Source organism: Methylococcus geothermalis (assembly GCF_012769535.1).
GTDB classification, from domain to species: domain Bacteria; phylum Pseudomonadota; class Gammaproteobacteria; order Methylococcales; family Methylococcaceae; genus Methylococcus; species Methylococcus geothermalis.
On the sequence record NZ_CP046565.1, the window covers coordinates 1200217 to 1224309 of the forward strand.

General features: G+C 63.0%; 23 protein-coding genes and 1 CRISPR repeat array. Of the genes, 7 read left to right on the forward strand and 16 right to left on the reverse strand.

Going from position 1 to position 24093, the window contains the following annotated elements:
• Window positions 1-51: 51 nt before the first annotated feature.
• Window positions 52-1200 carry a cell division protein FtsZ gene (gene ftsZ / locus GNH96_RS05820; protein ID WP_169602811.1) on the forward strand — a complete coding sequence of 383 codons (1149 nt, stop codon included), beginning with the start codon at window positions 52-54 and terminating at the stop codon, window positions 1198-1200.
• A gap of 131 nt (window positions 1201-1331) precedes the next feature.
• Window positions 1332-2246, forward strand: coding sequence for a UDP-3-O-acyl-N-acetylglucosamine deacetylase (lpxC, locus tag GNH96_RS05825; protein ID WP_169602812.1), 915 nt, complete (start codon window positions 1332-1334; stop codon window positions 2244-2246).
• A gap of 4 nt (window positions 2247-2250) precedes the next feature.
• Here the strand turns inward: lpxC and GNH96_RS05830 are convergent, their stop codons facing one another.
• The 4 genes from GNH96_RS05830 to surE are packed head-to-tail and all read right to left on the reverse strand — an operon-like array spanning window position 2251 to window position 6806.
• Window positions 2251-2706 carry a DUF721 domain-containing protein gene (locus GNH96_RS05830; protein ID WP_169602813.1) on the reverse strand — a complete coding sequence of 152 codons (456 nt, stop codon included), beginning with the start codon at window positions 2704-2706 and terminating at the stop codon, window positions 2251-2253.
• Window positions 2707-2711: 5 nt separating this feature from the next.
• Window positions 2712-5390 carry a bifunctional acetate--CoA ligase family protein/GNAT family N-acetyltransferase gene (locus GNH96_RS05835; RefSeq protein WP_169602814.1) on the reverse strand — a complete coding sequence of 893 codons (2679 nt, stop codon included), beginning with the start codon at window positions 5388-5390 and terminating at the stop codon, window positions 2712-2714.
• Between the two features lie 4 nt (window positions 5391-5394).
• Window positions 5395-6054, reverse strand: coding sequence for a protein-L-isoaspartate(D-aspartate) O-methyltransferase (locus GNH96_RS05840; protein WP_169602815.1), 660 nt, complete (start codon window positions 6052-6054; stop codon window positions 5395-5397).
• Window positions 6051-6806 (reverse strand): 5'/3'-nucleotidase SurE, encoded by a 756-nt coding sequence (gene surE, locus GNH96_RS05845; protein WP_169602816.1) that lies wholly within the window; start codon window positions 6804-6806, stop codon window positions 6051-6053. Before surE ends, GNH96_RS05840 begins: the two co-directional genes overlap by 4 nt.
• 162 nt (window positions 6807-6968) lie before the next feature.
• Between surE and GNH96_RS05850 the strand changes: the two genes are divergently transcribed.
• Genes GNH96_RS05850 through GNH96_RS05860 form a run of 3 tightly spaced genes read left to right on the forward strand, consistent with a single transcriptional unit; the run spans window position 6969 to window position 9707 of the window.
• Window positions 6969-7892, forward strand: a complete 924-nt coding sequence (locus GNH96_RS05850; RefSeq protein WP_228720034.1) for a ZIP family metal transporter — start codon at window positions 6969-6971, stop codon at window positions 7890-7892.
• A gap of 1 nt (window position 7893) precedes the next feature.
• Window positions 7894-8562 (forward strand): TMEM165/GDT1 family protein, encoded by a 669-nt coding sequence (locus GNH96_RS05855; protein ID WP_169602817.1) that lies wholly within the window; start codon window positions 7894-7896, stop codon window positions 8560-8562.
• A gap of 20 nt (window positions 8563-8582) precedes the next feature.
• The gene (locus tag GNH96_RS05860) at window positions 8583-9707 is read left to right on the forward strand and encodes a glycosyltransferase (RefSeq protein WP_169602818.1); all 1125 of its coding nucleotides are present in this window, start codon (window positions 8583-8585) and stop codon (window positions 9705-9707) included.
• Window positions 9708-9714: 7 nt separating this feature from the next.
• Here the strand turns inward: GNH96_RS05860 and GNH96_RS05865 are convergent, their stop codons facing one another.
• The 7 genes from GNH96_RS05865 to GNH96_RS05895 form a co-directional block, all read right to left on the reverse strand.
• Window positions 9715-10797 (reverse strand): glycosyltransferase family 4 protein, encoded by a 1083-nt coding sequence (locus GNH96_RS05865; protein ID WP_169602819.1) that lies wholly within the window; start codon window positions 10795-10797, stop codon window positions 9715-9717.
• Window positions 10794-11633, reverse strand: a complete 840-nt coding sequence (locus GNH96_RS05870; protein WP_169602820.1) for a sulfotransferase family protein — start codon at window positions 11631-11633, stop codon at window positions 10794-10796. Before GNH96_RS05870 ends, GNH96_RS05865 begins: the two co-directional genes overlap by 4 nt.
• Window positions 11630-12415, reverse strand: a complete 786-nt coding sequence (locus GNH96_RS05875; RefSeq protein WP_169602821.1) for a class II glutamine amidotransferase — start codon at window positions 12413-12415, stop codon at window positions 11630-11632. Before GNH96_RS05875 ends, GNH96_RS05870 begins: the two co-directional genes overlap by 4 nt.
• 206 nt (window positions 12416-12621) lie before the next feature.
• Window positions 12622-13548: an FAD:protein FMN transferase gene (locus GNH96_RS05880; RefSeq protein WP_169602822.1), complete on the reverse strand. Its 927-nt coding sequence runs from the start codon at window positions 13546-13548 to the stop codon at window positions 12622-12624.
• A gap of 7 nt (window positions 13549-13555) precedes the next feature.
• The gene (locus tag GNH96_RS05885; RefSeq protein WP_169602823.1) at window positions 13556-15007 is read right to left on the reverse strand and encodes a DUF3570 domain-containing protein; all 1452 of its coding nucleotides are present in this window, start codon (window positions 15005-15007) and stop codon (window positions 13556-13558) included.
• On the reverse strand, window positions 14994-15206 hold the full coding sequence (locus tag GNH96_RS05890; protein WP_169602824.1) for a DUF4266 domain-containing protein: 213 nt from the start codon (window positions 15204-15206) through the stop codon (window positions 14994-14996). The genes GNH96_RS05885 and GNH96_RS05890 overlap by 14 nt, the downstream gene beginning before the upstream one ends.
• A gap of 65 nt (window positions 15207-15271) precedes the next feature.
• On the reverse strand, window positions 15272-15754 hold the full coding sequence (locus GNH96_RS05895; protein ID WP_169602825.1) for a TlpA family protein disulfide reductase: 483 nt from the start codon (window positions 15752-15754) through the stop codon (window positions 15272-15274).
• A 114-nt stretch (window positions 15755-15868) separates the two neighbouring features.
• On the opposite strand from GNH96_RS05895, the gene GNH96_RS05900 reads away from it, so the two are divergent.
• Both GNH96_RS05900 and GNH96_RS05905 read left to right on the forward strand, forming a co-directional pair.
• Window positions 15869-16255 carry a DUF423 domain-containing protein gene (locus tag GNH96_RS05900; RefSeq protein ID WP_169602826.1) on the forward strand — a complete coding sequence of 129 codons (387 nt, stop codon included), beginning with the start codon at window positions 15869-15871 and terminating at the stop codon, window positions 16253-16255.
• Window positions 16256-16349: 94 nt separating this feature from the next.
• Complete coding sequence (locus GNH96_RS05905; RefSeq protein ID WP_228720035.1) at window positions 16350-16913, forward strand: hypothetical protein; 564 nt, start codon at window positions 16350-16352, stop codon at window positions 16911-16913.
• Between the two features lie 72 nt (window positions 16914-16985).
• Window positions 16986-20682: a CRISPR direct-repeat array (repeat unit 37 nt; unit sequence GTTTCAATCCACTCCCGGCTATTGAGCCGGGAGATAC).
• 187 nt (window positions 20683-20869) lie between these two features.
• Here GNH96_RS05905 and cas2 read toward each other — a convergent pair.
• Genes cas2 through cas7c form a run of 5 tightly spaced genes read right to left on the reverse strand, consistent with a single transcriptional unit; the run spans window position 20870 to window position 24082 of the window.
• Window positions 20870-21160 (reverse strand): CRISPR-associated endonuclease Cas2, encoded by a 291-nt coding sequence (cas2, locus tag GNH96_RS05910; protein WP_169602828.1) that lies wholly within the window; start codon window positions 21158-21160, stop codon window positions 20870-20872.
• Between the two features lie 9 nt (window positions 21161-21169).
• A complete protein-coding gene (cas1c, locus tag GNH96_RS05915; RefSeq protein WP_169602829.1) occupies window positions 21170-22204 on the reverse strand; it encodes a type I-C CRISPR-associated endonuclease Cas1c in 1035 nt (344 codons plus the stop codon).
• Window positions 22201-22851 carry a CRISPR-associated protein Cas4 gene (gene cas4 / locus GNH96_RS05920; RefSeq protein ID WP_169602830.1) on the reverse strand — a complete coding sequence of 217 codons (651 nt, stop codon included), beginning with the start codon at window positions 22849-22851 and terminating at the stop codon, window positions 22201-22203. The genes cas1c and cas4 overlap by 4 nt, the downstream gene beginning before the upstream one ends.
• A 28-nt stretch (window positions 22852-22879) precedes the next feature.
• Window positions 22880-23068 (reverse strand): type II toxin-antitoxin system PemK/MazF family toxin, encoded by a 189-nt coding sequence (locus GNH96_RS05925; protein ID WP_169602831.1) that lies wholly within the window; start codon window positions 23066-23068, stop codon window positions 22880-22882.
• A 57-nt stretch (window positions 23069-23125) separates the two neighbouring features.
• Window positions 23126-24082, reverse strand: a complete 957-nt coding sequence (gene cas7c, locus GNH96_RS05930; protein WP_169602832.1) for a type I-C CRISPR-associated protein Cas7/Csd2 — start codon at window positions 24080-24082, stop codon at window positions 23126-23128.
• Window positions 24083-24093 lie beyond the last annotated feature (11 nt).

Genomic DNA, 24093 nt, shown 5'->3' on the forward strand with positions numbered 1-24093 from the left:
AATCTTCGGTTTGTTTTTCCGGATAGCCCGTATTCAGAAGGGGATGGGAACATGAAATTTGAACTTGTAGATTCGTTTAGCCCGAACGCGGTCATCAAAGTGATCGGCGTCGGTGGCGGCGGCGGCAATGCCGTCAATCACATGGTAAGCAGCCAGATCGAGGGCGTCGATTTCATTTGTGCCAATACCGATGCCCAGGCGCTACGGAATCTCGGTGCACGTACCGTCATCCAGTTGGGCAACAATTTGACGAAGGGGCTGGGCGCCGGGGCGAATCCGGACATCGGCCGGCAGGCCGCGCTCGACGACCGCGAGCGCATCCTCGAAGTGCTGGACGGCGCCGACATGGTGTTCATCACCGCCGGCATGGGTGGCGGCACCGGCACCGGCGCGGCCCCCGTCATCGCCGAAATCGCCAAGGAAGCCGGCATCCTCACCGTGGCGGTGGTCACCAAGCCGTTCCCCTTCGAAGGCCGCAAGCGCCGTCTGGTCGCCGACAAGGGCATCGCGGAGCTGAGCCAGTTCGTGGACTCCCTCATCACCATTCCGAACGAGAAGCTCCTGCCCGTGCTGGGCAAGGACGTGAGCCTGATGGCCGCGTTCGCGGCGGCGAACGACGTGCTGCTCGGCGCGGTGCAGGGCATCGCCGAGCTGATTACCCGTCCGGGTCTGATCAACGTGGACTTCGCCGACGTGCGCACCGTCATGTCGGAAATGGGCGTTGCGATGATGGGCACCGGCGTCGGCAGCGGTCCGACCCGCGCCCGGGACGCCGCCGAACGGGCCATCGCCAGCCCGCTGCTGGAGGACATCAGCCTCTCCGGCGCGAAGGGCATCCTGGTCAACATCACCGGCGGTCTCGATCTCGCCATCGGCGAATTCGACGAGGTGGGTAATGCGGTCAAGGACTACGCCTCCGACGAGGCGATGGTCGTCATCGGCACCGTGATCGATCCCGAGATGCAGGACGAAGTCCGCGTCACCGTGGTGGCGACCGGCCTCAGCGGCCAGTCCCAGATGGTCTCCGAAGCGCCGCTGAAGCTGGTCCACAAGCAGACCGGCGAAATCGACTACGAACAGATGCAGCGCCCCACGGTGCTGCGCAAACAGCCCAAGCATGAGTCGCGTGGCGAACCCAGCAAGGAAATGGATCTCGAATATCTCGATATCCCTGCATTCCTGCGCCGCCAGGCCGACTGAGTTTCCGATACCGGCTCTTTCTCCACTCTATTCTCATCCGGGAAACACGCGGACCGTGGCCCGGATGACGCATCGATCGACCTACCGGATTGGCCGCCGCGCGGCGGCCCCTTTAGAAGGGGGACACCTGCATGATCAAACAAAGAACCTTGAAAAACGTCATCCGCGCCACCGGCGTGGGGCTTCACACCGGCGAAAAGGTTTATCTCACGCTCAGACCGGCGGCACCCAATTCAGGCATCAAGTTCAGGCGGATCGATCTGGCCGAGCCGGTGGTGATCGACGCCCGGCCCGACAATGTCGGCGACACCACCCTGTCGACGACGCTGGTGAAGGGCGACGTGCGCATCTCGACGGTGGAACATCTGCTTTCCGCCTTCGCCGGCTTAGGGATCGATAACGCCTACGTCGACGTCAGCGCGCCGGAAGTGCCGATCATGGACGGCAGCGCCGGGCCCTTCGTGTTCCTGATCCAGTCGGCCGGCGTGCAGGAACAGGAGGCGCCGAAGCAGTTCATCCGCATCAAGCGCCCGCTGCAGGTCGAGGATGGCGACAAGTGGGCCCGGTTCGAACCCCACGACGGTTTCAAGGTGACTTTTACCATCGCTTTCGATCATCCGGTGTTCGACAAGGATTCGCAGACCGCCAGCGTCGAGTTTTCCTCGACCAGTTTCGTCAAGGAGATCGCCCGCGCCCGCACCTTCGGCTTCATGCGCGACATCGAGATGCTGCGCAAGAACCGTCTGGCCCTGGGCGGTTCCATGGACAACGCCATCGTCGTGGACAAGTTCCGGGTGCTCAACGAGGATGGCCTGCGCAGCGGCGACGAGTTCGTCAAGCACAAGATCCTCGACGCCATCGGCGATCTCTATCTCCTGGGGCACAGCCTGATCGGCTCGTTCACCGGCTACAAGTCCGGCCACGGCCTCAACAATCACCTGCTGCGCGAACTCCTGAAGACGCGCGATGCCTGGGAAATGGTGAGCTTCGAGGACGAAGGGTACGCCCCGATTTCCTATATGCGGACGGCGCCGGTGGCGCGCTGACCATTCAGCGCGGCAAGCGGCGCAGGGTGCCGCACAAACGAACCAGGGCGGCGCCGATTTCGCCTTCGCTTGCCCGCGCCGCCGCTTCGAGCGCAGCGATCGTTGCCGGAACGGGCCGGTTCGGGCCTGGCCGCGGCGGTGCGGCACGTGGGGCCGCCAAGGCCAGGGGCAGGGTCTTGACCTTGCCTTGGCGGAACCGGCCCTGGCCTTCCTTCGCCAGTTCTTCGATGATCCGAGGCAGGTAGAAGCGCAGCTGCGAAGCCCAGGCCGCCGACTCGGCATAAAGCACCAGGGTGCCGTCGCTGGCCACGCAGTCCAGGCAATGGGTGGCCAATGGCGGGGGCAGCCCCCGCCGTATCGTTTCCAACAGTTTCCGGTGGTTTTCGAGGCGTACCAGACAGGCGCCCAGAGCTTTGCGCGGGATGAGTTCGGAAACACGGTTGGGCTGAGAATGGCTCATGGGCCTTACAGGGTCCGGTGCACTTGCACGACGGAAGCATCGTCCGCCGCAGGGTTCGCCGAGAATCCGAGCGCTTCCATGAACCGCAGCATCTTGCCGTTGCCGGCCAGAACTTCACCCTGCAATTTTTGAATCCCCATTTCGCGCGCGGCATCGGCCAGCATGGCCATGAGGCGCGCGCCGATGCCGCGGCGCTGCCAGGCGTCGGCGACGACGATGGCGAATTCGGCGGTTTCTCCCCCCGGATCGCTGAAAAAGCGCGCGACCGCCACTTCGGTCTCCCGCCCTTCCGCCTCGACGGTCGCGATCAGGGCCAATTCCCGGTGGTAATCGAGCTGGGTCAGGCGTACCAGCATGTCCGGGCTCAATTCCTGGACCGACTGCATGAAGCGGAAATACTTGGCCTCCTCCGACAGGCCACGGACGAATTCCTGCTCCATCGCCGCGTCCTCGGGCCGAATCGGGCGGATGGTGACGGAGGTGCCATCATGGAGCTGGAGCCGGCTGACCCACTGCGCGGGATAGGGATGGATCGCCATGTGATCGTAGCGCCTGCGTCCGGGCGGCGGGTGGCGCACGACGATGCGGGCGTCCAGCGCATAAACCCCGGTTTCGTCGGCCACCAGCGGATTGATGTCCATTTCGCGGATCTGCGGCAGCTCGCACACCATTTCCGACACCCGCTGCAGAATCTGGACCAGCGCTTCCATACGGACCGGCGGCAGGTTGCGAAAAGGCCCGAGGGCGGCGGAGATGCGGGTCTGGCCGATCAGCGTGCGGGCGATAGGGGCGTTGATCGGCGGCAGGCCGATCGCCCGGTCGCGGTTGATCTCCACCGCCGTGCCGCCTGCGCCGAAGCCGATCACCGGCCCGAAAACCGGATCGTCGATCACGCCCACCAGCAGTTCACGCCCGTTCCGCCCCGTGTACATTTTTTCCACCGACACCCCGTCGAGGCGGGCATCCGGCTTGCGCAGGCCGACCCGCGCCAGCAGTGCGTTGTAGGCCTGCCGCACCGATTCGGCATGCGTCACGTTGAGCATCACCCCGTCCACGTCGGACTTGTGGGTGATGTCCGGCGACAGCACCTTCAGGGCGACCGGAAATCCCAGGCACTCCGCCGCCGCCAGGGCTTCGTTGGGGGAATGGGCGGAAAGGGCCGGCAGCATGGGGATGCGGAAAGCGCCGAGGATGGCGCGCGTTTCCAGCGGGGAAAGCAGGCTGCGCTTGTCCCCCAGCGCGCCTTCGACGATCAGGTGGGCACCGGCGACGTCGGGCGGTTCGAGTTCGGCCAGGGGGCCGGGTGCCTGCAGCAGCATGTGCTGGTTGCGATGGTGTTCGGCGAGGAAGCCGAAGGCTTCGGTGGCGCTTTCGGGGTTGGGGAAGGAGGGGATGCCATGTTCGGTGAACAGCGCCCGGCCCTCCCGGACCTGGGTTTCGCCGAGCCAACAGGCCAGCACCGGCTTTTTCGAATCGCCGATCGCCGCGATGGTTCGCTGGGCCGCTCCGGTGGGATCGGTCATGGCCTGCGGCGTGAGCATCACCAGCAGGCCGTCCACCCCGGGATCACCCAGGCAGGCTTCGACCGCCGAGGCATAGCGCTCCGGCGTGGCGTCGCCGAGAATGTCGATCGGATTGCCGTGAGACCAGAACGCCGGCAGGGCCTGGTCGAGGCGCTGCAGCGTGCTCTGGGACAGTTCCGCCAGGCGTAGCCGCCGTTCGACCGCGGCGTCGGTCGCCATCACGCCGGGGCCTCCGGCATTGGTGACGATGGCCAGACGCTCCCCCTGGACGGGGTGGGCGCCTGCGAGCAACTGGGCGGCGGCGAACAACTGCTCGATCGTCTTGGCACGGACCACGCCGGCGCGTTTCAGGGCGGCGTCGAATACGTCGTCGGCGCCCACCAGGGCGCCGGTGTGGGAGACCGCCGCGCGCGAGCCTTCGGCGTAGCGGCCGGCCTTGATGACGATGACGGGCTTGAGTCGCGCCGCCGCCCGCAATCCGCTCATGAAGCGGCGGGCGTCGCGGATGCCTTCCACATACAGCAAGATACTGCGGGTCTCCTGATCCAGTGCCAAATAATCCAGGATGTCGCCGAAATCGAGGTCGTAAGCCGAACCGATGGACGCGACCACGGAAAACCCGATGCGGTGGGCGCTGGCCCAATCGACGATCGCCGTGCATAGCGCACCGGACTGGGACACCAGGGCGAGCCCACCCGGCAGGGCCACATTATTGCTGAAGGTGGCGTTGAGATTCAGGCTGGGCCGCATCAGCCCCAGGCAGTTCGGCCCGAGCAGCCTTATGCCATGATTTCTGGCTTCCGCGAGAAGCGACTGGGATAGGCGGCGGCCCTGGCTGTCGCCGTCCCCGAAACCGGCGGAGAACACGATCGCGGCCCGGACGTTCTGCTCGCCGCAGTCCCTGAAAATGGCCGGCACGGTCGGCGCCGGCGTGGCGATCAGGGCCAAGTCGACGGCGCCTTCGACTTCGCTCAGCGACTTGTAGCAGCGCTGGCCCAGGATCTGTTCGTGCTTGGGATTGACGGGATAGACCGGGCCGCGGAAACCGCCTTCGAGCAGATTGCCGAAGATACGGAATCCCACCGAATCAGGGCGCTCGCTGGCGCCGAACACGGCGACGGCGCGGGGCTGAAAGAGTGTGTCGAGGTAGGGGCCGGCCATGCCGTCACGCCGTGCCGGGCAGTAGCGGAACGAACACGGCCGGTTCCACGGACTGCGCGGCAAAGCCCGAGTCGGTACGGACGATGCGTTGCAGCATCTGCTCCCGGCCTGCTCCGACGGGGGCGACCAGCACGCCGCCGGGGTTGAGCTGGTCCAGCAGCGCGTCTGGCAGGCGGATCGGGGCGGCGGTCACGATGACGCCGTCGAATGGCCCGCATTCGCGCCAGCCCAGGGAGCCGTCGCCGTGTTTCAGCCGCACGTTTCCAAGCTTCAGGTCGGCCAGACTGCGGATGGCCCGTTCCTGCAGGGCCTGGATGCGCTCCACCGAATAGACGGTGCCGACCAGCCGGGCCAGGACGGCGGTCTGGTAGCCGGAGCCGGTCCCCACTTCCAGCACGCGCCGCAGCGGGCCGGCCTCGACCAGCAATTCGGTCATGCGGGCGACCGTGTAGGGCTGCGAGATGGTCTGGCCGAATCCGATCGGCAGGGCCATGTCCTCGTAGGCCCGGCTGGCGAAGGCTTCTTCGACGAAGATGTGGCGGGGGACGTTCAGCATGGCATCCAGCACCCGCTCGTGGCGAATGCCCAGTTCCTGCAGCCGGTTGACCATGCGCTCGCGGGTGCGCGGCGATGTCATGCCGATGCCCCGCAGACGGACATTCATGCGGCGACTCCGCCGGGCAGCCAAGTCCCCAGTTGGCTGAGTCGCTCGTAGCGGGTGAGGTCGATCTGCAGTGGCGTGACCGACACGCATTTCTCGCGGATGGCGTGGAAGTCGGTGCCGGGCCCGGCGTCGGCCTCGGGACCGGCGCAGCCCACCCAGAAAATCTCCCTCCCACGGGGGTCGCGGCTGCGGATGACCGCTTCCGCCTTGTGGCGGGCGCCCAGCCGCGTGGCCTGGTAGCCGCGAAGCTCCTCCAGGGGGATGTCGGGGACGTTGACGTTCAGTATGGTGTCCGCCGGCAGCGGCTTTTCGCGGATGCGCCGCAAGAGTTCGACGGCTACCTGGGCCGCCGTCTCGAAGTGCTCCGGATTGTGGGCGGCCAGCGAGATCGCCACGGCCGGCAGTCCGAGGAAGCGGCCTTCGGTGGCCGCTGCGACAGTGCCGGAGTAAATGACGTCGTCGCCCAGATTGGCGCCGTGATTGATGCCGGCGAACACCATGTCCGGCTCGCTGTCCAGCAGCCCGGTGATGGCCAGGTGCACGCAGTCCGTGGGGGTGCCGTCGACCCGGATGAAGCCGTTCTCGGCGCGCGAGGCGCGCAAGGGGCGCTCCAGGGTCAGGGAGTTGCTGGCGCCGCTGCGGTTGCGTTCCGGCGCGACGACCGTGATCTTCGCCAGCGGGGAAAGGGCGGCTGCCAGCGCGCGGAGACCGGGAGCGGCATAGCCGTCGTCGTTGCTCAGGAGTATATGCATGGAGGGCGGAAGGATCGAACCAATGCCCGTCATTCTACCCAGAAAACGCACAAGCCGGTTGAGCATCCTGGCATGAAGGTATAATCCGCGGGAAACCGGGGCAGGGTCCGTCGGGACCGTGGTTCGGCGTCAAACATTTTTCGGCATCGGGCGGGAGCGAGCATGGCGGCGACTGTTTTCAAGCAACTGAGTGAGCGGATCGGTACTTGGCCCCTGACGCAGCGGTACCTCGCCCTGCCGCCGCTGATGCAGCGGTTGGTCGCGGTCGCTTCGACGGTCATCTCGCTTACCCTGGCTCTGGCCTTGGTCTACATCTACGTCAGTCCGGTGATCGCCGCCGGGATTCTCGCCAGCATCCTGGCGGGACTTGCGACCGGGGCGGGGGCGTTGCCCGCGCTGTTCGTCCGCGACTTTTCCCACCGCACCCTCTACATCATGCTGGGCGGGGCTGCCGGCGTCATGCTGGCGGCGACGGCGTTTTCCCTGATCGTCCCGGGCATCCAGTACGGCAACCAGATCTGGCCCGGAAAAGGCATCTTCGCGGTGGCGCTCGGCATGATGATCGGCGCCCTGTTTCTGGAGGCGGCGGACCGCCTGCTGCCCTATGAGCGCTTTCTGGCGGAGAAGGGCGAATTGATCGGTTCGCTCCGGAAGATCTGGCTTTTCATCGTCGCCATCACCTTGCACAACTTTCCCGAAGGCATGGCGGTCGGCGTCAGCTTCGGCGGCGGCGACTGGCACAACGGCGCCACCCTGGCGATCGCCGTCGGTCTGCAGAACATTCCCGAAGGGCTGGCGGTCGCCATGCCCCTGGTCGGCATGGGATACGACCGCAGGCAGGCCGTGCTGATCGCGACGCTGACCGGGCTGGTGGAGCCGATCGGCGGGGCCGTGGGACTGGGCATGGTCTCGGCCTTTTTCCCGCTGCTGCCGCTAGGCATGGCGTTCGCCGCCGGGGCGATGCTGTTCGTAATCAGCGACGACATCATTCCCGAGACCCAGTCCCGCGGCAAGATGCGCGCGGCGACCTTCGCCGTCATGATCGGCTTCATCGTCATGATGATCCTGGATAACCTGTTCAGTTGACATGTCCTGTTTCTGGTCCTGGAGCCTGCCCGAGTGGGCGAACTCACCTTCGCTGCCGTCCGGTGCCCTGGCATGGGCCACGGCCTCCGCCACCACTTTCGCCCTGATCGCCGCCGCCGAGATCGGCGACAAGAGCCAGTTGGTCTGCATGACGCTGGCGGCACGCCACCGCGGCCTGCCGGTGCTGCTGGGCGCAACGGCCGCCTTCGGGCTGCTCAACCTGGCGGCGGTGCTGTTCGGCGCGGCCCTGGTCCACTGGGTTCCGCGGCCCGTCGTGGCCGGGGTGGTGGCCCTCCTGTTCCTGGGCTTCGGCCTGAAATCGGTGCTGGCGCGGGAAGAAGCGGCGGATGAATCGGTCGAGGAAAAGCCCGGACACGGCGTCTTCGTCACGACCTTCCTGATGATCGTGTTCGCCGAGTTCGGCGACAAGACCCAGCTGGCCGTGGCCGGGCTGGGCACTTCGGTCTCGCCTTCCGCGGTGTGGACCGGGGCTTCGCTCGCCCTGGTCCTCACTTCCGTGCTGGGGATCTGGGCCGGGCGCACCGTCTTCCAGAAGATCCCGCTGGTCTGGCTGCACCGGCTCAGCGGCGTTCTGTTTCTGGCGCTGGCGGTTTACGCGGGCATGGAGGCCCTGCCGGCGTTGCCGGAGATCATCCGCGCCTTCCGCTGAAGGCTGAGCGGATTGCCCTCATGCAGACGCTTGCCAGCGGATCCCGCCACATCGTCCTGTTCGGTCCGAGCTTCGGCGAAGGGGGCGTCGCGCGCGACATCGTCAATCTCGCCAATGGCTTCGTCCGGGCCGGCATGGAAGTCAGCGTCCTGGTGAACCGTCCGAACGAGCTGTTCATGGAACAGTTGTATCCGCAGGTGCGCCAGGTGGTGCTGCCGAGCCGGAGCGACAGGGGCTTGGCGCGCGAGCTGCTGGCCTTCATTCGGGCGCATTGGCCGGATGTCGTCCTGACGACCGAAGAGCGCGACGACGGCATCGCCGTGGCCGTGCGCGACGAACTCAAGGATGCGCGGGTGCGTTTCTTCCTGCGTATGGTCACGACGCTGTCGGTGCGGCTGGCGAACCAGTACCGGTTCCGGCTGAACCGGGCGCTATACCGCCGCAAACTCCGGCAGATCTACACCCATTGCGACGGCGTGATCTGCAATTCCGAAGGGGTGGCGGACGATCTGGTGGCGTTTCTGGACCTGCCCCGCGACGAGATCGCTGTGCTGCCGAATCCCACCCTAACGCCCGAGCTGCTGGCGGCGGCCCTGGAGCCCATCGAGCATCCCTGGTTCGCGCCTGGCGAGCCGCCGGTGATTCTCGGCGCAGGCCGTTTGGGGCGGGCCAAGGATTTCGGGACGCTGCTCAAGGCCTTCGCCTTGCTGCGGCGCAACCGCCCTTGCCGGCTGATGATCCTCGGCCAGGGGCGTCAGAAGGAGCGCCTGGAGGCCCAAGCCGGGGAACTGGGGGTCGAGGCGGATTTCGAGTTGCCGGGTTTCGTGTCCAACCCTTACGCCTACATGGCGCGGGCCGGGCTGTTCGTGCTGTCCTCGCTATGGGAGGGCTGCCCGAACGTGCTCATCGAGGCGATGGCGGTCGGTACGCCGGTGGTCGCCACCGACTGCCGTAGCGGACCTAGGGAGATTCTGCGGGGCGGGCGGTTCGGCCCGCTGGTGCCGCTGCGCGACGCGGAAGCGATGGCCGAGGCGATGGCGGCGACGCTCGCTCGTCCTTTGCCGCCTGACATGCTTCGGCAGGCCGTGCAGGGGTATACCCTGGACAACAGTATTCGGCTGCATCTGCAAACGTTCTTTCCCTGACCGGCCGTCACAGCCAGCCGCAGACCCGAGCGATGTTTTCTTCCCGTTTCTCCCAGGAAAAATCGCGAGCGTGTTCCGCGGCGGCATGGGCGAGCCGGACGGCCAAGTCGCGGTCGGTCTGCAGCCGCCGGACGGCGGCGATCCAGGCTTCCACGTCTTCCGGGTCGACCATCAGGGCGGTCTTCTCGTGTTCCAACAGTTCCCGCAGTACCGGCAGGTCGCTGGCGATGATGGGCCTTCCCGCCGCCAGCGCCTCGAACAGCTTCATCGGGCTCATGGAATCGGCGGTGGCGAGCTGCGGTGGGTAAGGCAGCAGGGTGATGTCGGTGCGGCCGTACCAGCCCGGCACCTCGTGGTGCGGCACGAAGGGGTGGGATTCCACGCTGTCCGGCACGGCGAAATCGGAGCCCGGTTCGACCTCGCCGATCAGCATGGCTTTGCCGATGCCGCGCCGCGCCAGGGCGTCGAAGATAGGCAGTCCGCGATCCGCGGCCAGCGTTCCCAGATAGACGAAAGTCGGGTGATCGAGCCGGGCCGGGTCGAATTTCGGCAGTCTGGCATAGGCTTTCAAGTCGACCGCGTTGGGTGCGACCAGCACGCGTTCCGGATCGGCGCCGGATTCTATCAGTACCTTGGCGGCGGCGCGGCTGACCGGCACCAGCCAGTCGATGATCCGGCTGCGGTGGCAGCCCACCACGTGATCCATCCAGCCGCCCTGGATCAGATCGCGGTCGGCGTCGTGGATTTCCAGTACGTGGCGCAGCCCGAACCGCGCCAGCCAGCGGCTGACGATCAGGTTGTGGGTAAAGATGCCGCGGGCCCTGCGCAGTTCGCCCAGACGGCGGACGAAGAACGGCCATAGGCCGAAGCGGGTGTGCAGCCAGGGGTCCAGCCTCAGGTCGATCTCTTCGTCGATCCCGAAGTCGCGCAGGCGCGCCGTCACCTCGACGCCTTTGGCCGGCGGCAGGTACAGCCGGGTCGGCACGCCAATCCGGTCGAAGCTTTCGACCACATGCAGCGCCTGGATCAGGTTGGCGCCGTTGCGGTGCAAACGGCAGCGGGCGACATAGATCAAAGGCGTGTCGTTCATCGAGAGGACTTCCGTTGCCGGCGGCGGGTGCGCAGTTTGTAGAGCGGCCGGGTCAGAGCCGGCTGTCGGGTGAGCCAATAGACCGCCGCGCGCCAGTAAAGGTCCAGCCGCTTGCCCAGATGCCAATACCAGGGGCGCGCCGGCAGCACCAGGGCGCCGCTGTCGTCGGGCGTCACGCCTTCCAGCTCGGCCAGCCAAGCCTTATCCTTTTCGTAGCCGAGTTCGATCAGAAGATCGGAAATGTCGCCGTACTTCGCCATCTGCGCCGCCAGATGCGGCTTGTGCTGGCGCCAATTGCCGACGCTGCCGGGATCGATCGGCCGCAGACTCCCTAAGGCATCGAGCGAATCCTGGGAGGGCCGGGCATGGCGATGGAATTCGCTGAAGGGATGGCGCAGGCGCAGGAACGGCATGCGTTCCATCAGGCTCCGCTGCACCGCGTCCGGATCGGACACCAGATCCTCGTAACGCACGGTGAGGAAGCGGGGATGGCGCATAAGCCGGGTTCCCGCGCCATGGAGTTCGCGCCAGAGGCCGAGGTTGCTCCAGTAGCGCCGGGTGTCCTTGCGGTGGCTGCGGCTGGAGACGGCGTCGCGCGGATCGCGCAGCAGGTAGATCACCCACAGGGCAGGGTCGACCGCCAGGAACGGGGCGATCACGGTGGTCTGCAGCGGATACTTGGTCAGCAGGATCTCGTCGCTGTAGTCGTACGGCTTGTAGATGCTCTGCTCGTGCTCGGCATAGCCGCCGATCTCGAAGCAGGTCACCATGAGTTCGTTGAGCAGGGTCGTGCCGCTGCGGGGCGAGCAGCCGACGATGTGGATGCGATGGGTCATTCGAGGTCTCGGGTCGGAAAAGCCACCGGCGCCCCGTCCTTGAACACGATCAATTCGCCCGGCGCCATGGCGGTCCAGGTTTCGTTGTCGGTCAGTGGTTGGGTCGCGATGACCGATACCCGGTCGTCCGGGGTGGTGAGATCGGCGAAATCGACCGTGAGGTCGTCGTCGACCAAATGGGCATGGCTGAACGGCGCCTGCCTGACGATGTAGTGCAGCTGGCTGGCGCAATGGACGAGCATCAGCTCGCCGTCGGACAGGATGTAGTTGAAGGTGCCGTGTCCGGCGATTTCGCGCGTCACCTCCACGATCGTGCGGACCAGATCGGTGCTGCCGGGCGGCTCGGGATAACGTTCGCGTAGGGTTTCCAGGATCAGGCAGAAGGCGTGCTCGCTGTCGGTGGTGCCGACCGGGCGGTAGTAGCGCTGGCGCAAGGGAGGCAGATTTTCCAGGTTGCCGTTGTGCGCGAAGATCCAGTTCCGCCCCCACATCTCCCGTTGGAACGGGTGGCAGTTGGCGAGCGTGGTCTCGCCGACCGTGGCCTTGCGGATGTGGGCGATGACGTTGGTCGATTTGATCGGATAGTTCCGGATCAGCTCGGCGATCGGCGATCCGGCGGAGGGCTCGTAGTCCAGGAACACCCGGCAGCCCCGCTCCTCGAAGAAGGCGATGCCGAAGCCGTCGGTATGATGGCCGGTGCGCCCGCCGCGCAGGGTGAAGCCGCGGAACGAGAAGCAGATGTCCGTCGGCACGTTGCAATTCATGCCCAGTAATTCGCACATGAGGTGGGGGAGTCCGCCAGTTCTGAAGGGACGTATTCTACTTCAGACGCCGATCCTGCATCGGCAGAGGCCACCCGCTCCCCCACCTGAGGCTTGGCAGCCGGAACCGACGGTCAGGGAGGGCGGGTTTGGGGAGGGCACAGACCCGGTACAGAACGGCGGTGGTTTCCGGCGGGAATGAGTGCGGCATGACAGCAATCTTTGACTCACTTTTCAAACCCAGCCTGTCTTGCGTTCGCTGCCAGTTGGCCAACGCGACCCTCCCCATCCATCCACAACGCCGGCAGCCCCAGGGTCCGCAGCCATTCGGGGCCGTCGGCTGCCTTCAGCATGGCGATGGTGCAGGCGCTGCCGGCGACGAGGGCGTGCGGGGCGGCCACGCTCACCGAGGCCAATCCTTCGACCGGCCAGCCGGTCCTGGGGTTGAGGATATGGCCGTAGCGTTTGCCGTCCACGACGATGCAGCGCTCGTAGTCGCCGCTGGTGGTCACCGCGCCGGAGCGGACGCTGAGGGTGGCAAGGAGCTTTCCGGGTTCGCGCGGGTGGTTGATGCCGACCTCCCAGGCCGCGCCGTCCGGGTGCGGGCCGATCACCCGCAGGTCGCCGCCGAAATTGACCACGCCGGCCGTGATGCCGCGTTCGAGGCAGCGCGTCGACGCCCGGTCGGCCGCGTATTCCTTGCCGATGCCGCCGAAATCCAACTCCATGCCGGGCACCTCGAATTTCAGCACCGGCCGTTCCCACCTGAGCTTGTCCCAGCCGACCCGTTCCAGCAGGGCATCGATGTCGCGCTGCTCGGGCAGCCGGTCGCTCGAGAAATTCCAGGCTTGGCGCAGGATGCCGGAGGTCACGTCGAATAGCCCGTCGCTCTGTTCGTAGCAGGTCCGGGCATAGTCGAGCAGGGCCGCCAATTCTTCATCGACAGCCACCCCGCCTTTCCGGCCGGCTAGGCGATTGACCCTGGACAGCAGGCTGTCCGGCCGGTAGCGCGAGTAGCGGGCTTCCAGGGCTTGCACATCCTCGATCACTTCCCTTGCCACGGACTGCGCCTCGGTTTCGCTTGCGGCGTAGAGGATCAGATGGCAGGGCGAACCCATCGCCCGGAACGGGAAGCGGAAGGGATGCAGGTCCAACGGCTCGTCAGAACTTCAGGCTCAGGTTGACCGAATACAGGGCGAAGCTGAAATTGTCCACGTGGCTGCCGGTGCCGCCCATGAATCCCATGCCCTGGGTGCGCTGGTACAGGTCCACCCCGCCGCCGATCTGCAGCATCCCGAAGAAGGTCTTGTTCAACTGGAGCCCGCCGCCGACCGCGCCGAAGCTGGCGAGCCGATAGTCGGAGGAATACAGGCCGTCGGCGGTCGGGTTGTCGTAGACGGTTTGATAGAAGTACGAAGAGCGCTGGGTGTAATACCTGAGGCGGAACGTCAGCATCGTCTCGTAGGGCAGCGGCTGCAGCCAGCCGGCTTCGAAGGTGTGCGAGTCGATGTTCCAGTTGTCCGAATAGAAGCGGTAATCCAGGTGCAGCGCGGCCGCATCCAGCTCCGGAATGTTCCGCACATAGCGCAGCAGCACCGCGGACTGGATGCGCGATCCGGGGCGGGTGTCGGCGCAGAGGTTGGCCTGGAAGGAAAAGGGCACGCTCTGCCGGCAAAAAGTGTTGACCGGTGTTTCGGGAACCTCGACCGGCTGGTCGGGCGAGGGACCTGGCGTCGGCGACGGCTCAGGGTTTCCGCCGCTGGCCCCGCTGCGCGTCGACATGTCCGGAGCGTTTTGCGCCGATGCGGAGCGGGTGGAGGACGAGCGGGCCGCGGGAACGTTGTTCACCCAGGCCGACTTGTACGGATCGGACAAAAAGCCGGAACTGTTGCTGACGGTCAGATTGACCTGGATCAGCGAGTTCTTGTCCAGCACCTGGGTCAGGCCCAGCAGCCCCTGGTAGGTGTTCTTGTCGCCGCCGATCACCGTGCCGTCGGTGTATTGCTGGTGAATGCGGCCCTGGTGGCCGCCGTCCGCCCAGACGGTGTCGGAGGCATAGCCGAAGCCGGCGGCGAGGGTCGTCGCCTTCCGGTTGAGGTCCCAGCGCGCGTCCAGGTTGAAGAAGTTGGAGAGGTAGTCCCACTCCGTGGAGTTGCCACCGGCGACGCCCAGCGTCAGGTCGTCCAGCGCCACACTCAGGGCGCCGTCGATGGCCAGACGCTGGTCGTGGATCCCGCCCTGCCGGCCCTGCTGCGGGCCCTGGGTGGCCTGCGACAGCTCCAGTTCGCCGTATTTTCTGCCGTAGTCGTTGTTCCGCCCCCAGTAGAAAGTGGGGGAGGCGCCTCCGATCTGGTTCAGGTTCATCGGATTCGAGCCGCCGCCGATGAAGTCCAGCGTACTGTTCACCCGGAAATGGACGTCTTCGCCCAGCCGGAGCGCCGCGTCGTTCTGGAACGCCTGCACCGACATCCGCCCGTTGCTTTCCTGGTAATTCGAATAGCTGCCGTCGATCGCCAGGGCTTCCGGGGTGAGCTCCATCCCTTGCGCGGCCGCCATGCCCGGCAGGGCCAGGGCCGCCGCCGTGAAGGCCGCCAGCCGGTCAGTTGCAGCCACAGCCCCCACCGCCCACGCCGTAGCCACCCGACGAGGTCTCCTTGGAACTGTAGGTATGCAGCATGAGCGCCGAATGCTGGACGTCCGGCACCAGCGCCATCTGCGGTTTGGCGAGCGTGCCGCGCTCCCAGGGGGCGACCGTCTGTAGGCAGCCGGACAGGAAGGCGAGGTGGCAGGACAAAAGCATCACCCGTTTCATCCAGGTGTCCCACCCTTGCCGTCGAACTCGGCAAGGGCTTCGTTGTCGTATCCTGAGGAGAGCGGTCACGGCTCGTTGAGCAGCGCTTCGATCTGGGCGCGGATTTCCGCCTTGTCCTTTTCCCGGAACCCCAAGTGGACATGGCGGATGTTGCCCTTCCGGTCGATGAGGAACGATGATGGCATCGCCTGGACGTCGAACTGTCTGGGACAATCGCCCTCCGGGTCGGACGCGATGGTGAAGTCGACAGGCTGTTTCGCCAGGAAAGCATCCGCGCCCTCCCGCTCCTCGTCGAGGTTGACCGCGATCAGCTCGAAGCCTTTCGGCTTGAAATCCTTGTAGGTTTCGGCCATGAACGGGAACGACTGCAGACAGGGGCCGCACCAGGAGGCCCAGAAGTCGACATAGGCCACTTTGCCCTTGAAACCGGCGATATTCAGGGGTGCTCCGTCCTGGTACCGGCTCAGCCGGCAGTCCGGCGCGGGGTTGGCTGAGACCGTGGCGGCGAAAAAGGCGGCGAGAAATCCGGAAACGAGGTGTCTGTTCATGGTATTCAAGGCACGGAAAAAGCGGGGCGCGGAATTTGAGGGTGAGTAGCCTGAACCATTTTGCGGCAGGGCGCAATTGCCGCCAAGGTTACGCCCAGAACCATAGGAGATGTAATGAAAAAGAGCGGAACAAACGGCTGGCTCGTGGCGACGGGTATCGCCGGTTTTACCGGCGTCGCGATGGGAGCCTTCGGCGCCCATGGCCTCAAGGCCGTCATCGCCCCGGAGATGCTGGCGGTCTACCAGACCGGCGTGCAGTACCATGTCTGGCATGCGCTGGGGTTGGGCTTGGTCACCCTCTTGAGGCGTCAGGCTCCCCCATCCCGGCCGTTGGCCTGGGCGGCATGGCTGATGCTCGCGGGTATCGTCCTGTTCTCCGGCAGCCTGTACCTGCTGGCTGTCTCCGGCATCCGCTGGCTGGGCATGATTACGCCCTTCGGCGGCATGGCTTTTCTCGCAGCCTGGGCCTGTGTATCGGTTCATGGCTGGCGGCAACCGTGAGCCGGGATTCCAGAGCCCGCTGACGGAATTTGCATAAAACCACGATTTAAGAGGTCGTTCGATGTCACGATCAATGCATATCAGGCGCTTGTGGATGCCCCTGAGCGGCGCGGCTGCGTTGTTGGCCGTGGTAGGCACATTGCAAGCAGAATTCCTGGCTTACGACGCCGTCGCCCGTGCCACGACTCCCGTGGCGACGCCGACGCCCCAGCCGCAAGCCCAGCCCTTGGTGACCCTGGCCAAACAGAAGCAGGATGGCGCCGTGCTGACGGTGAAGCGAACCTGGTGGTCCGCCAAGAAGGACCAGATCGAGGCTTCCCTCACCGTCAAAATACCGAACGGGGCTTTGAGCCTCGCGACAGCCGATGATGCGAAGAATCGCCATGACTTCCTGCTGGAATTCCGGCACTCCGATGGAACCGCGTTTGCCGAATGCGACCTCGACGTCAAACGGGTCAAGAAGAAACAGGCGGTTTTCGCCGCCAAGGAAATCTATCGGCGCGGAATACTGCAGATCAAGTCCGGTGTATGTGATCCGGATACGGCGACCGAAGTCGCCGAGCAGACGATACCCGACGTGAGGCCTGGCGACGTCGTGATATTGAAAGATGCCACCGGCAGCGAATTGCTCAGCGCAACGTTCATTAAGACTAAATGATGATGGGACTTGATTTGGGTTGTTGAGACTGAAGATACCCTCATTTATGTTGGTAGCTAACCCGTGTTGCCGGTTTCTATCCGCTCCCGGCTATTGAGCCGGGAGATACTCCCATCCCGGGTCCGGATAGGCAAGCGAACCATCAGGTTTCAATCCACTCCCGGCTATTGAGCCGGGAGATACTCGTCCATACCAGCCGCGGGGCGCGGTCATTGATGTTTCAATCCACTCCCGGCTATTGAGCCGGGAGATACCTTTGATCGCCGTTTCGGCAATCAATTTTCCCGCGTTTCAATCCACTCCCGGCTATTGAGCCGGGAGATACCGCTCTGGGTGGCTCCGGTGTTATCGGTATAGGTGTTTCAATCCACTCCCGGCTATTGAGCCGGGAGATACGTTGATGGTGCCGTTGACGTCGAGCGCAACCTCGGTTTCAATCCACTCCCGGCTATTGAGCCGGGAGATACCCTTGTTGATCTGCCAGCCTGATGCGCCGCCGCTCGTTTCAATCCACTCCCGGCTATTGAGCCGGGAGATACGACGACGAGCCGGTCGACGTCCCGTTTTTGGCGGTTTCAATCCACTCCCGGCTATTGAGCCGGGAGATACAGCCTATCGGCCTGCTCGGCAGTAGCATCGATAGTGTTTCAATCCACTCCCGGCTATTGAGCCGGGAGATACGTCTTGGGGTTGATATGGAAATGAAGGTAGTAAAGTTTCAATCCACTCCCGGCTATTGAGCCGGGAGATACCCACCGCCACCAGGTTGAGCATCAGCCCCATGAGCCGTTTCAATCCACTCCCGGCTATTGAGCCGGGAGATACGCTACTGATGTTTTCGCGGCTACTGACTATACGCCGTTGTTTCAATCCACTCCCGGCTATTGAGCCGGGAGATACGCTTTACATTGATCCGGCGGGCAATCAATCAACCGTTTCAATCCACTCCCGGCTATTGAGCCGGGAGATACACCCACAGGACACGTGTTACCAGTACCATACCAGTGTTTCAATCCACTCCCGGCTATTGAGCCGGGAGATACAGGAACCAGCCAGGTACTTGCCCGGCTCACGCAAGTTTCAATCCACTCCCGGCTATTGAGCCGGGAGATACGATGGCGGTACGTGTCCTATTTATACTATTTCAAGTTTCAATCCACTCCCGGCTATTGAGCCGGGAGATACGCACCTTCGCCGTCGCCTTCTCCGGTCGCTGTGTCGTTTCAATCCACTCCCGGCTATTGAGCCGGGAGATACAGCTTTACATTGATCCGGCGGGCAATCAATCAACCGTTTCAATCCACTCCCGGCTATTGAGCCGGGAGATACGTCCAACTTTTTATACGGCGACTTATCTTTCCCCGTTTCAATCCACTCCCGGCTATTGAGCCGGGAGATACGGGCAGCATCATGCTGAAACGCCTACTCTTTAGCATGTTTCAATCCACTCCCGGCTATTGAGCCGGGAGATACATGTGCATCGCCATTTACAACCACCTGAAACGGTTGTTTCAATCCACTCCCGGCTATTGAGCCGGGAGATACATTCACGCAACGATCTAATAACAGCCATTTTTACGTTTCAATCCACTCCCGGCTATTGAGCCGGGAGATACATTCACGCAACGATCTAATAACAGCCATTTTTACGTTTCAATCCACTCCCGGCTATTGAGCCGGGAGATACGTCGACACGAACGTTTTATCGACCAAATTACGCACAGTTTCAATCCACTCCCGGCTATTGAGCCGGGAGATACTCCTCAGCTCGAACGCAGGATCATCAAGTACTACGTTTCAATCCACTCCCGGCTATTGAGCCGGGAGATACCGACACGCGCCGAGCGTACTGGGAGAGCATCTTCAGTTTCAATCCACTCCCGGCTATTGAGCCGGGAGATACCCTCGGAACTGGAACTCCGAGAAGGGCGTACCGTTGTTTCAATCCACTCCCGGCTATTGAGCCGGGAGATACCATGTCTGAGAGATACGTCGGGCACGTTTTAGCGGTTTCAATCCACTCCCGGCTATTGAGCCGGGAGATACGGATGATTCGCCATCGCATGGCTGCCCGAACTTCAGGTTTCAATCCACTCCCGGCTATTGAGCCGGGAGATACCGCCTACAACGAGCGCGAAGCCCTGCTGGACGCCGTTTCAATCCACTCCCGGCTATTGAGCCGGGAGATACCTCCAAGCATGGCGCCTGGTGCGAGTATCGGATTGTTTCAATCCACTCCCGGCTATTGAGCCGGGAGATACCGTTCAGCCTGGGAGGGCTGTTCCACATCCTGACCGTTTCAATCCACTCCCGGCTATTGAGCCGGGAGATACCATGTCTGAGAGATACGTCGGGCACGTTTTAGCGGTTTCAATCCACTCCCGGCTATTGAGCCGGGAGATACGGATGATTCGCCATCGCATGGCTGCCCGAACTTCAGGTTTCAATCCACTCCCGGCTATTGAGCCGGGAGATACCGCCTACAACGAGCGCGAAGCCCTGCTGGACGCCGTTTCAATCCACTCCCGGCTATTGAGCCGGGAGATACCTCCAAGCATGGCGCCTGGTGCGAGTATCGGATTGTTTCAATCCACTCCCGGCTATTGAGCCGGGAGATACCGTTCAGCCTGGGAGGGCTGTTCCACATCCTGACCGTTTCAATCCACTCCCGGCTATTGAGCCGGGAGATACCGCGCACCGTTTATCCTCGCTTCTGCCTCATCGAGGTTTCAATCCACTCCCGGCTATTGAGCCGGGAGATACGCGAAAATCCCACGGCGGAATCGGATTGGGTTGTGTTTCAATCCACTCCCGGCTATTGAGCCGGGAGATACCCGATCACGTCATCCATATGAACGCAGATGAACAAGTTTCAATCCACTCCCGGCTATTGAGCCGGGAGATACCGATCGAGGAGGCCCGGCCAGCTCTACCAGGTGGAGTTTCAATCCACTCCCGGCTATTGAGCCGGGAGATACCGGCAAATCCGTCCTGGTCGCGCTTGGCATAGTCCGTTTCAATCCACTCCCGGCTATTGAGCCGGGAGATACCGACGGTGCCCAAACTCATTGTCCGCATTGCAGGCGTTTCAATCCACTCCCGGCTATTGAGCCGGGAGATACCGCACTGATGAAGGCGTTCGAAGGTGCCACGGAAGTTTCAATCCACTCCCGGCTATTGAGCCGGGAGATACACATCGATTCCTGCCGCATGCTGCATGTGATGGCGGGTTTCAATCCACTCCCGGCTATTGAGCCGGGAGATACTTGTCTTCATTCTTTGTTCTCCGCGATGTCGTTTGTTTCAATCCACTCCCGGCTATTGAGCCGGGAGATACTTCTGCGAACAGATGGCGCAAGAGGGCATCGGTGTGTTTCAATCCACTCCCGGCTATTGAGCCGGGAGATACGATAGTAGGCGGGATCATGGGCGTACTGGCGGTAGTTTCAATCCACTCCCGGCTATTGAGCCGGGAGATACCAAATTCGCTGTCGGTCAGGTTGGCCTTGAACGCTTCGTTTCAATCCACTCCCGGCTATTGAGCCGGGAGATACCCGCCATCGCCATCGTTCCGGCCGAGGGTCGATAGAGTTTCAATCCACTCCCGGCTATTGAGCCGGGAGATACGCCCAGTTCGGCATAGAGTTCCGCGAATTTCCCGGTTTCAATCCACTCCCGGCTATTGAGCCGGGAGATACTGTAGGTATACCCGTAGCCCGTGCCGTCCACGATGTTTCAATCCACTCCCGGCTATTGAGCCGGGAGATACAGCCTTTCGGCAACTCCATGATACATCGTCATTTTTCTGGCAAAAAGCGCGAGGTCCAGGAGAAAGCGGTCAGATGCTTGGCTGTGTTGGGCGGAAGCGGTGGTAGAGGTGAGAAAGAACAGAGGGTTGGCATGTGCGCGAACCTGCCGGGTGTTTCCCATCGCTCGAGGTTCGCGCGATTCGGCGGTCATACGATGAGGGTGTCGTCGAAGTCGGTGGCGCGGAAGCGGCCGAATTCCATCACGTGTTTGCCCAGCGGTTCGGGAATCCGGTAGATCCTCAGGTTGTCTTCGGCCTCGTTGATTTCGTCGAGCAACTGGAATTTGAGGGTCTCGAGCTGGGCCTGGTCGACTCGGCATTCAAAAACCGATTTTTGGACGCGTTGTCCATGGTTCAGGCAGATTTTCGCAACCCGTCGCAGCCGGCGCCGGCCTGCGGAAGTTTCAGTCGATACGTCATAGGACACGAGTACCAGCATGGGTTTTCTTCACCGCTGAAGATAAGGGACGTAGGCGCGAACGTCCTGCCGCAGGAAGCGCGCCAATAATCGGGCCTGGATGTGCGGCAGTAGGCCGATCGGTGTGTCCTGCTGGAGCAGGGGATGAGTCAGGGTTTCCTGTTTGCGTTCCTGATAGGCGGTGATCACGGTTTTCCGTCCCTTGTCGTTCAGCAGGACGGCGCCGCCTTCGCGGCAGTCGAAATCGCCGGGCTGGATCTGGCCGCGGTTGATGAGAGTGAGGGCAAGGCGGTCCGCCAGCGGGGCACGAAATTCTTCGAGCAGGTCGAGGGCCAACGCCGGACGGCCCGGTCGCACGGCGTGGAGAAAGCCGAGCTGGGGATCGAGCCCAACGGTTTCCAGCGCGGCGCGGCAATCCGCCAGCACCAGGGCATACAGAAAGGAAATCAACGCATTGAAGGCATCGCGAGGTGGCCGCCGGCTGCGGGCTTCGAAGGGAAACTGCTCCCGAACGGGCTCGCGCATCACGGCGGGCAGCGATTCGAAATACAGCCGGGCTCCGTCCCCTTCGAAGCCGCGCAAAGCATCGAGGGTTTCCGCCTGGGGCAGCTTGCGAATCTGGATGGCCAGGAGGCGGGCGGCTTTCACCAAAGTGTCGCGGTCGGCGCCGGACTTGGCTTCCCGCGCGCCCCGCATCAGCACCTGCCGGCTGTTGCGCAATTTTCCCGCGACCGTGGCGCGGGCGAGGACGAGCGCGGCTCGGCCATCCTCGGCAGTTCGGAACTGCGCCTGCCGCAGCAGGATGTTGCCGTTCACCGGCCCTTCGAGCCTGGCTTGGAAGCGGCCCGAGCGGTTCAGCCAGACCACGGACCGGCCGTCCTCGGCGCAGCGCCCGAGCAGGGCGGGGCTGAGCATGACGTGATCGAACAGGACGAGCGCGCCCAGATGATGCAGCGGCACTTGCAGGCGCCTCTGCTGTTCCACCATGACGCACACCGTTTCGCCTTCGAGGCGAAGATAGGCGTCTGGTGTGGTGACGTAGAGGGTGTTTTGCAGCAGCGTCATGGAAGCTCCTCTTCCGGTTCGAATAGAGTCTGTGACAACTGTTCGAGCTCACGGTCTGAACCAATCAACTCTGGCTGGCAAATGCCCCGCAGGGAACACTCGCCGCAGCGCCGCGCATCAATGCCGCACAAGGGCGGAGGGCAGGCTGCCGAGGACAACAAGGCTTGGACCGCCACGACTGCGGATTTCACGGCCCGACGCAAATTGTCGTCGAAAGCTACTTCCCGTCGCCGCTTCGACTGCTGGTGGAAGATCGCGCCCGTGGTTACTGGCTTGCCGGTCATTTCCTCCAGGCACAATGCTTGGGCCGTCAGTTGCAAGTCGTCGTTATCCCATTGCTTGCGTTTGCCATGTTTGTATTCGACCGGATAAATGGCTCCGTCCGGATGGAATTCCACCACGTCGCAACGGCCGCTCAAACCGAGTGCATCCGACCAGACTGGCAGGGCGTATTCCACCCTAACCCCAGCTTTGGATTCACCGGCTTGCCGGTCGACTTGCTCGTGTTCAAGGGTGCCGCTGACGGTATGCACGTTGTCCCGGAATTCACCTTCGCCATGGATCAGAAAACAGCGCCGTGGACAATAGGCATATTGATTGAGGGCCGAAAGGGGGATTTGTAGTCTGTCATCGCTGGGCCGTTGCATGCATTCTCCAGATTTGGCGTATTCGCGGCTATCGATGAATGCCCGACGGGTGGCAGCCCATCTTGCCGCGGATTGCCTGTCGCGCCTGCCGGATGACGTCTTCATTGGCTTCGCCGACGTTTTTGACCACCCGTGCCAGATTCAAAGTGAAAACTTTGTCCGTGCGTATCCAGATGGGTTTCGGCAGGCTTTCCGATTTCATCTTAGTCTGGGTCAAGGCGACGATCCTTGCAGTTCCCCCTCTGACTTCTGGGCATCAGATCGCCGCAGGTCTTTAAATTTCGTGCCGTTTATGTAAACGAACGCCTGCCGGCAGTGGCTTGTCATCCCAATCGCAGATCACACGATAGTCAGCGAATGATTCGGGAAACCCCTTGCTCCTTGCTTCGTCGGTGAGTTCGACTTTGATGCCGTCGAACAGCATGTGTGCATGGGCACATCCCAGCCGTGCTTCACGCCGATTCTGCTCGGCATTGTTTTCGTGCTGAGTGCCGACATGTTCGAAATCGTAGAGTCCCCGGACGACCATTTCGCCCCGTGCCGCCGAACGGTCGTGCTCGAACATATGAAGCAGGGCTTCGAACAGCAAATCCAGGTCGGCTTGAGTGAAGCCGGTGCGTTCGGCGAAGGCGGGTGAAACATACCCTTTGGCGGCATAGAGGGCATAGGGGACGATATATTTGTGACCCTGAATCCCGGTCTGCTGTTCGATTGGCTTACCTTCGAGGCGTGCCGCACAAACGGTCATTGTAATTTCCAGTGGATTCACTGGATGAAAGGACTGCCCGAAGGTGAATTGCGCAGGTCCTCTGACTTGGCCCCAAGCAGAACCTTTCATCACGTCGTCGCCCGTGGATAGCACGCCACCGAAGGTTCGGACATCGAAGAACTCCCGGCATAACCAGCGCATGGTAGCTTCGGCTTGTTTGTCCTTTTCCTTGTGTAACTGCTTTGCTGCCTCAATCCCCTTTTTCTGCTCCGTTTCGATCACCGCCCCCTGTTTGATCAGGATATTGAAGCCGTTTTCTTCCGCCGAAGTGCGCGCTGGTGGGAATAGTTCGATGTAATTCCTGATTTTCCGCTTCAAGCAGACATCAGAAACCAAACCCTTATTGGTGTTCGGATCAAAACGTGGCATGTTGCCGGCGTCCGGGTCGCCGTTGGGGTTACCGTTGGTGACTTCGAACAGAATCAGGAAGTCGTGACGGTTGGTCAGTGCGGTCTTGTTCATATTTCTCTCCT

Coding starts and splice junctions, on each gene's coding strand:
- ftsZ (WP_169602811.1), top strand. CDS start 52: ATGAAATTTGAACTTGTAGATTCGTTTAGCCCGAACGCGGTCATCAAA.
- lpxC (WP_169602812.1), top strand. CDS start 1,332: ATGATCAAACAAAGAACCTTGAAAAACGTCATCCGCGCCACCGGCGTG.
- GNH96_RS05830 (WP_169602813.1), bottom strand. CDS start 2,706: ATGAGCCATTCTCAGCCCAACCGTGTTTCCGAACTCATCCCGCGCAAA.
- GNH96_RS05835 (WP_169602814.1), bottom strand. CDS start 5,390: ATGGCCGGCCCCTACCTCGACACACTCTTTCAGCCCCGCGCCGTCGCC.
- GNH96_RS05840 (WP_169602815.1), bottom strand. CDS start 6,054: ATGAATGTCCGTCTGCGGGGCATCGGCATGACATCGCCGCGCACCCGC.
- surE (WP_169602816.1), bottom strand. CDS start 6,806: ATGCATATACTCCTGAGCAACGACGACGGCTATGCCGCTCCCGGTCTC.
- GNH96_RS05850 (WP_228720034.1), top strand. CDS start 6,969: ATGGCGGCGACTGTTTTCAAGCAACTGAGTGAGCGGATCGGTACTTGG.
- GNH96_RS05855 (WP_169602817.1), top strand. CDS start 7,894: ATGTCCTGTTTCTGGTCCTGGAGCCTGCCCGAGTGGGCGAACTCACCT.
- GNH96_RS05860 (WP_169602818.1), top strand. CDS start 8,583: ATGCAGACGCTTGCCAGCGGATCCCGCCACATCGTCCTGTTCGGTCCG.
- GNH96_RS05865 (WP_169602819.1), bottom strand. CDS start 10,797: ATGAACGACACGCCTTTGATCTATGTCGCCCGCTGCCGTTTGCACCGC.
- GNH96_RS05870 (WP_169602820.1), bottom strand. CDS start 11,633: ATGACCCATCGCATCCACATCGTCGGCTGCTCGCCCCGCAGCGGCACG.
- GNH96_RS05875 (WP_169602821.1), bottom strand. CDS start 12,415: ATGTGCGAATTACTGGGCATGAATTGCAACGTGCCGACGGACATCTGC.
- GNH96_RS05890 (WP_169602824.1), bottom strand. CDS start 15,206: ATGAAACGGGTGATGCTTTTGTCCTGCCACCTCGCCTTCCTGTCCGGC.
- GNH96_RS05895 (WP_169602825.1), bottom strand. CDS start 15,754: ATGAACAGACACCTCGTTTCCGGATTTCTCGCCGCCTTTTTCGCCGCC.
- GNH96_RS05900 (WP_169602826.1), top strand. CDS start 15,869: ATGAAAAAGAGCGGAACAAACGGCTGGCTCGTGGCGACGGGTATCGCC.
- GNH96_RS05905 (WP_228720035.1), top strand. CDS start 16,350: ATGCCCCTGAGCGGCGCGGCTGCGTTGTTGGCCGTGGTAGGCACATTG.
- cas2 (WP_169602828.1), bottom strand. CDS start 21,160: ATGCTGGTACTCGTGTCCTATGACGTATCGACTGAAACTTCCGCAGGC.
- cas1c (WP_169602829.1), bottom strand. CDS start 22,204: ATGACGCTGCTGCAAAACACCCTCTACGTCACCACACCAGACGCCTAT.
- cas4 (WP_169602830.1), bottom strand. CDS start 22,851: ATGCAACGGCCCAGCGATGACAGACTACAAATCCCCCTTTCGGCCCTC.
- cas7c (WP_169602832.1), bottom strand. CDS start 24,082: ATGAACAAGACCGCACTGACCAACCGTCACGACTTCCTGATTCTGTTC.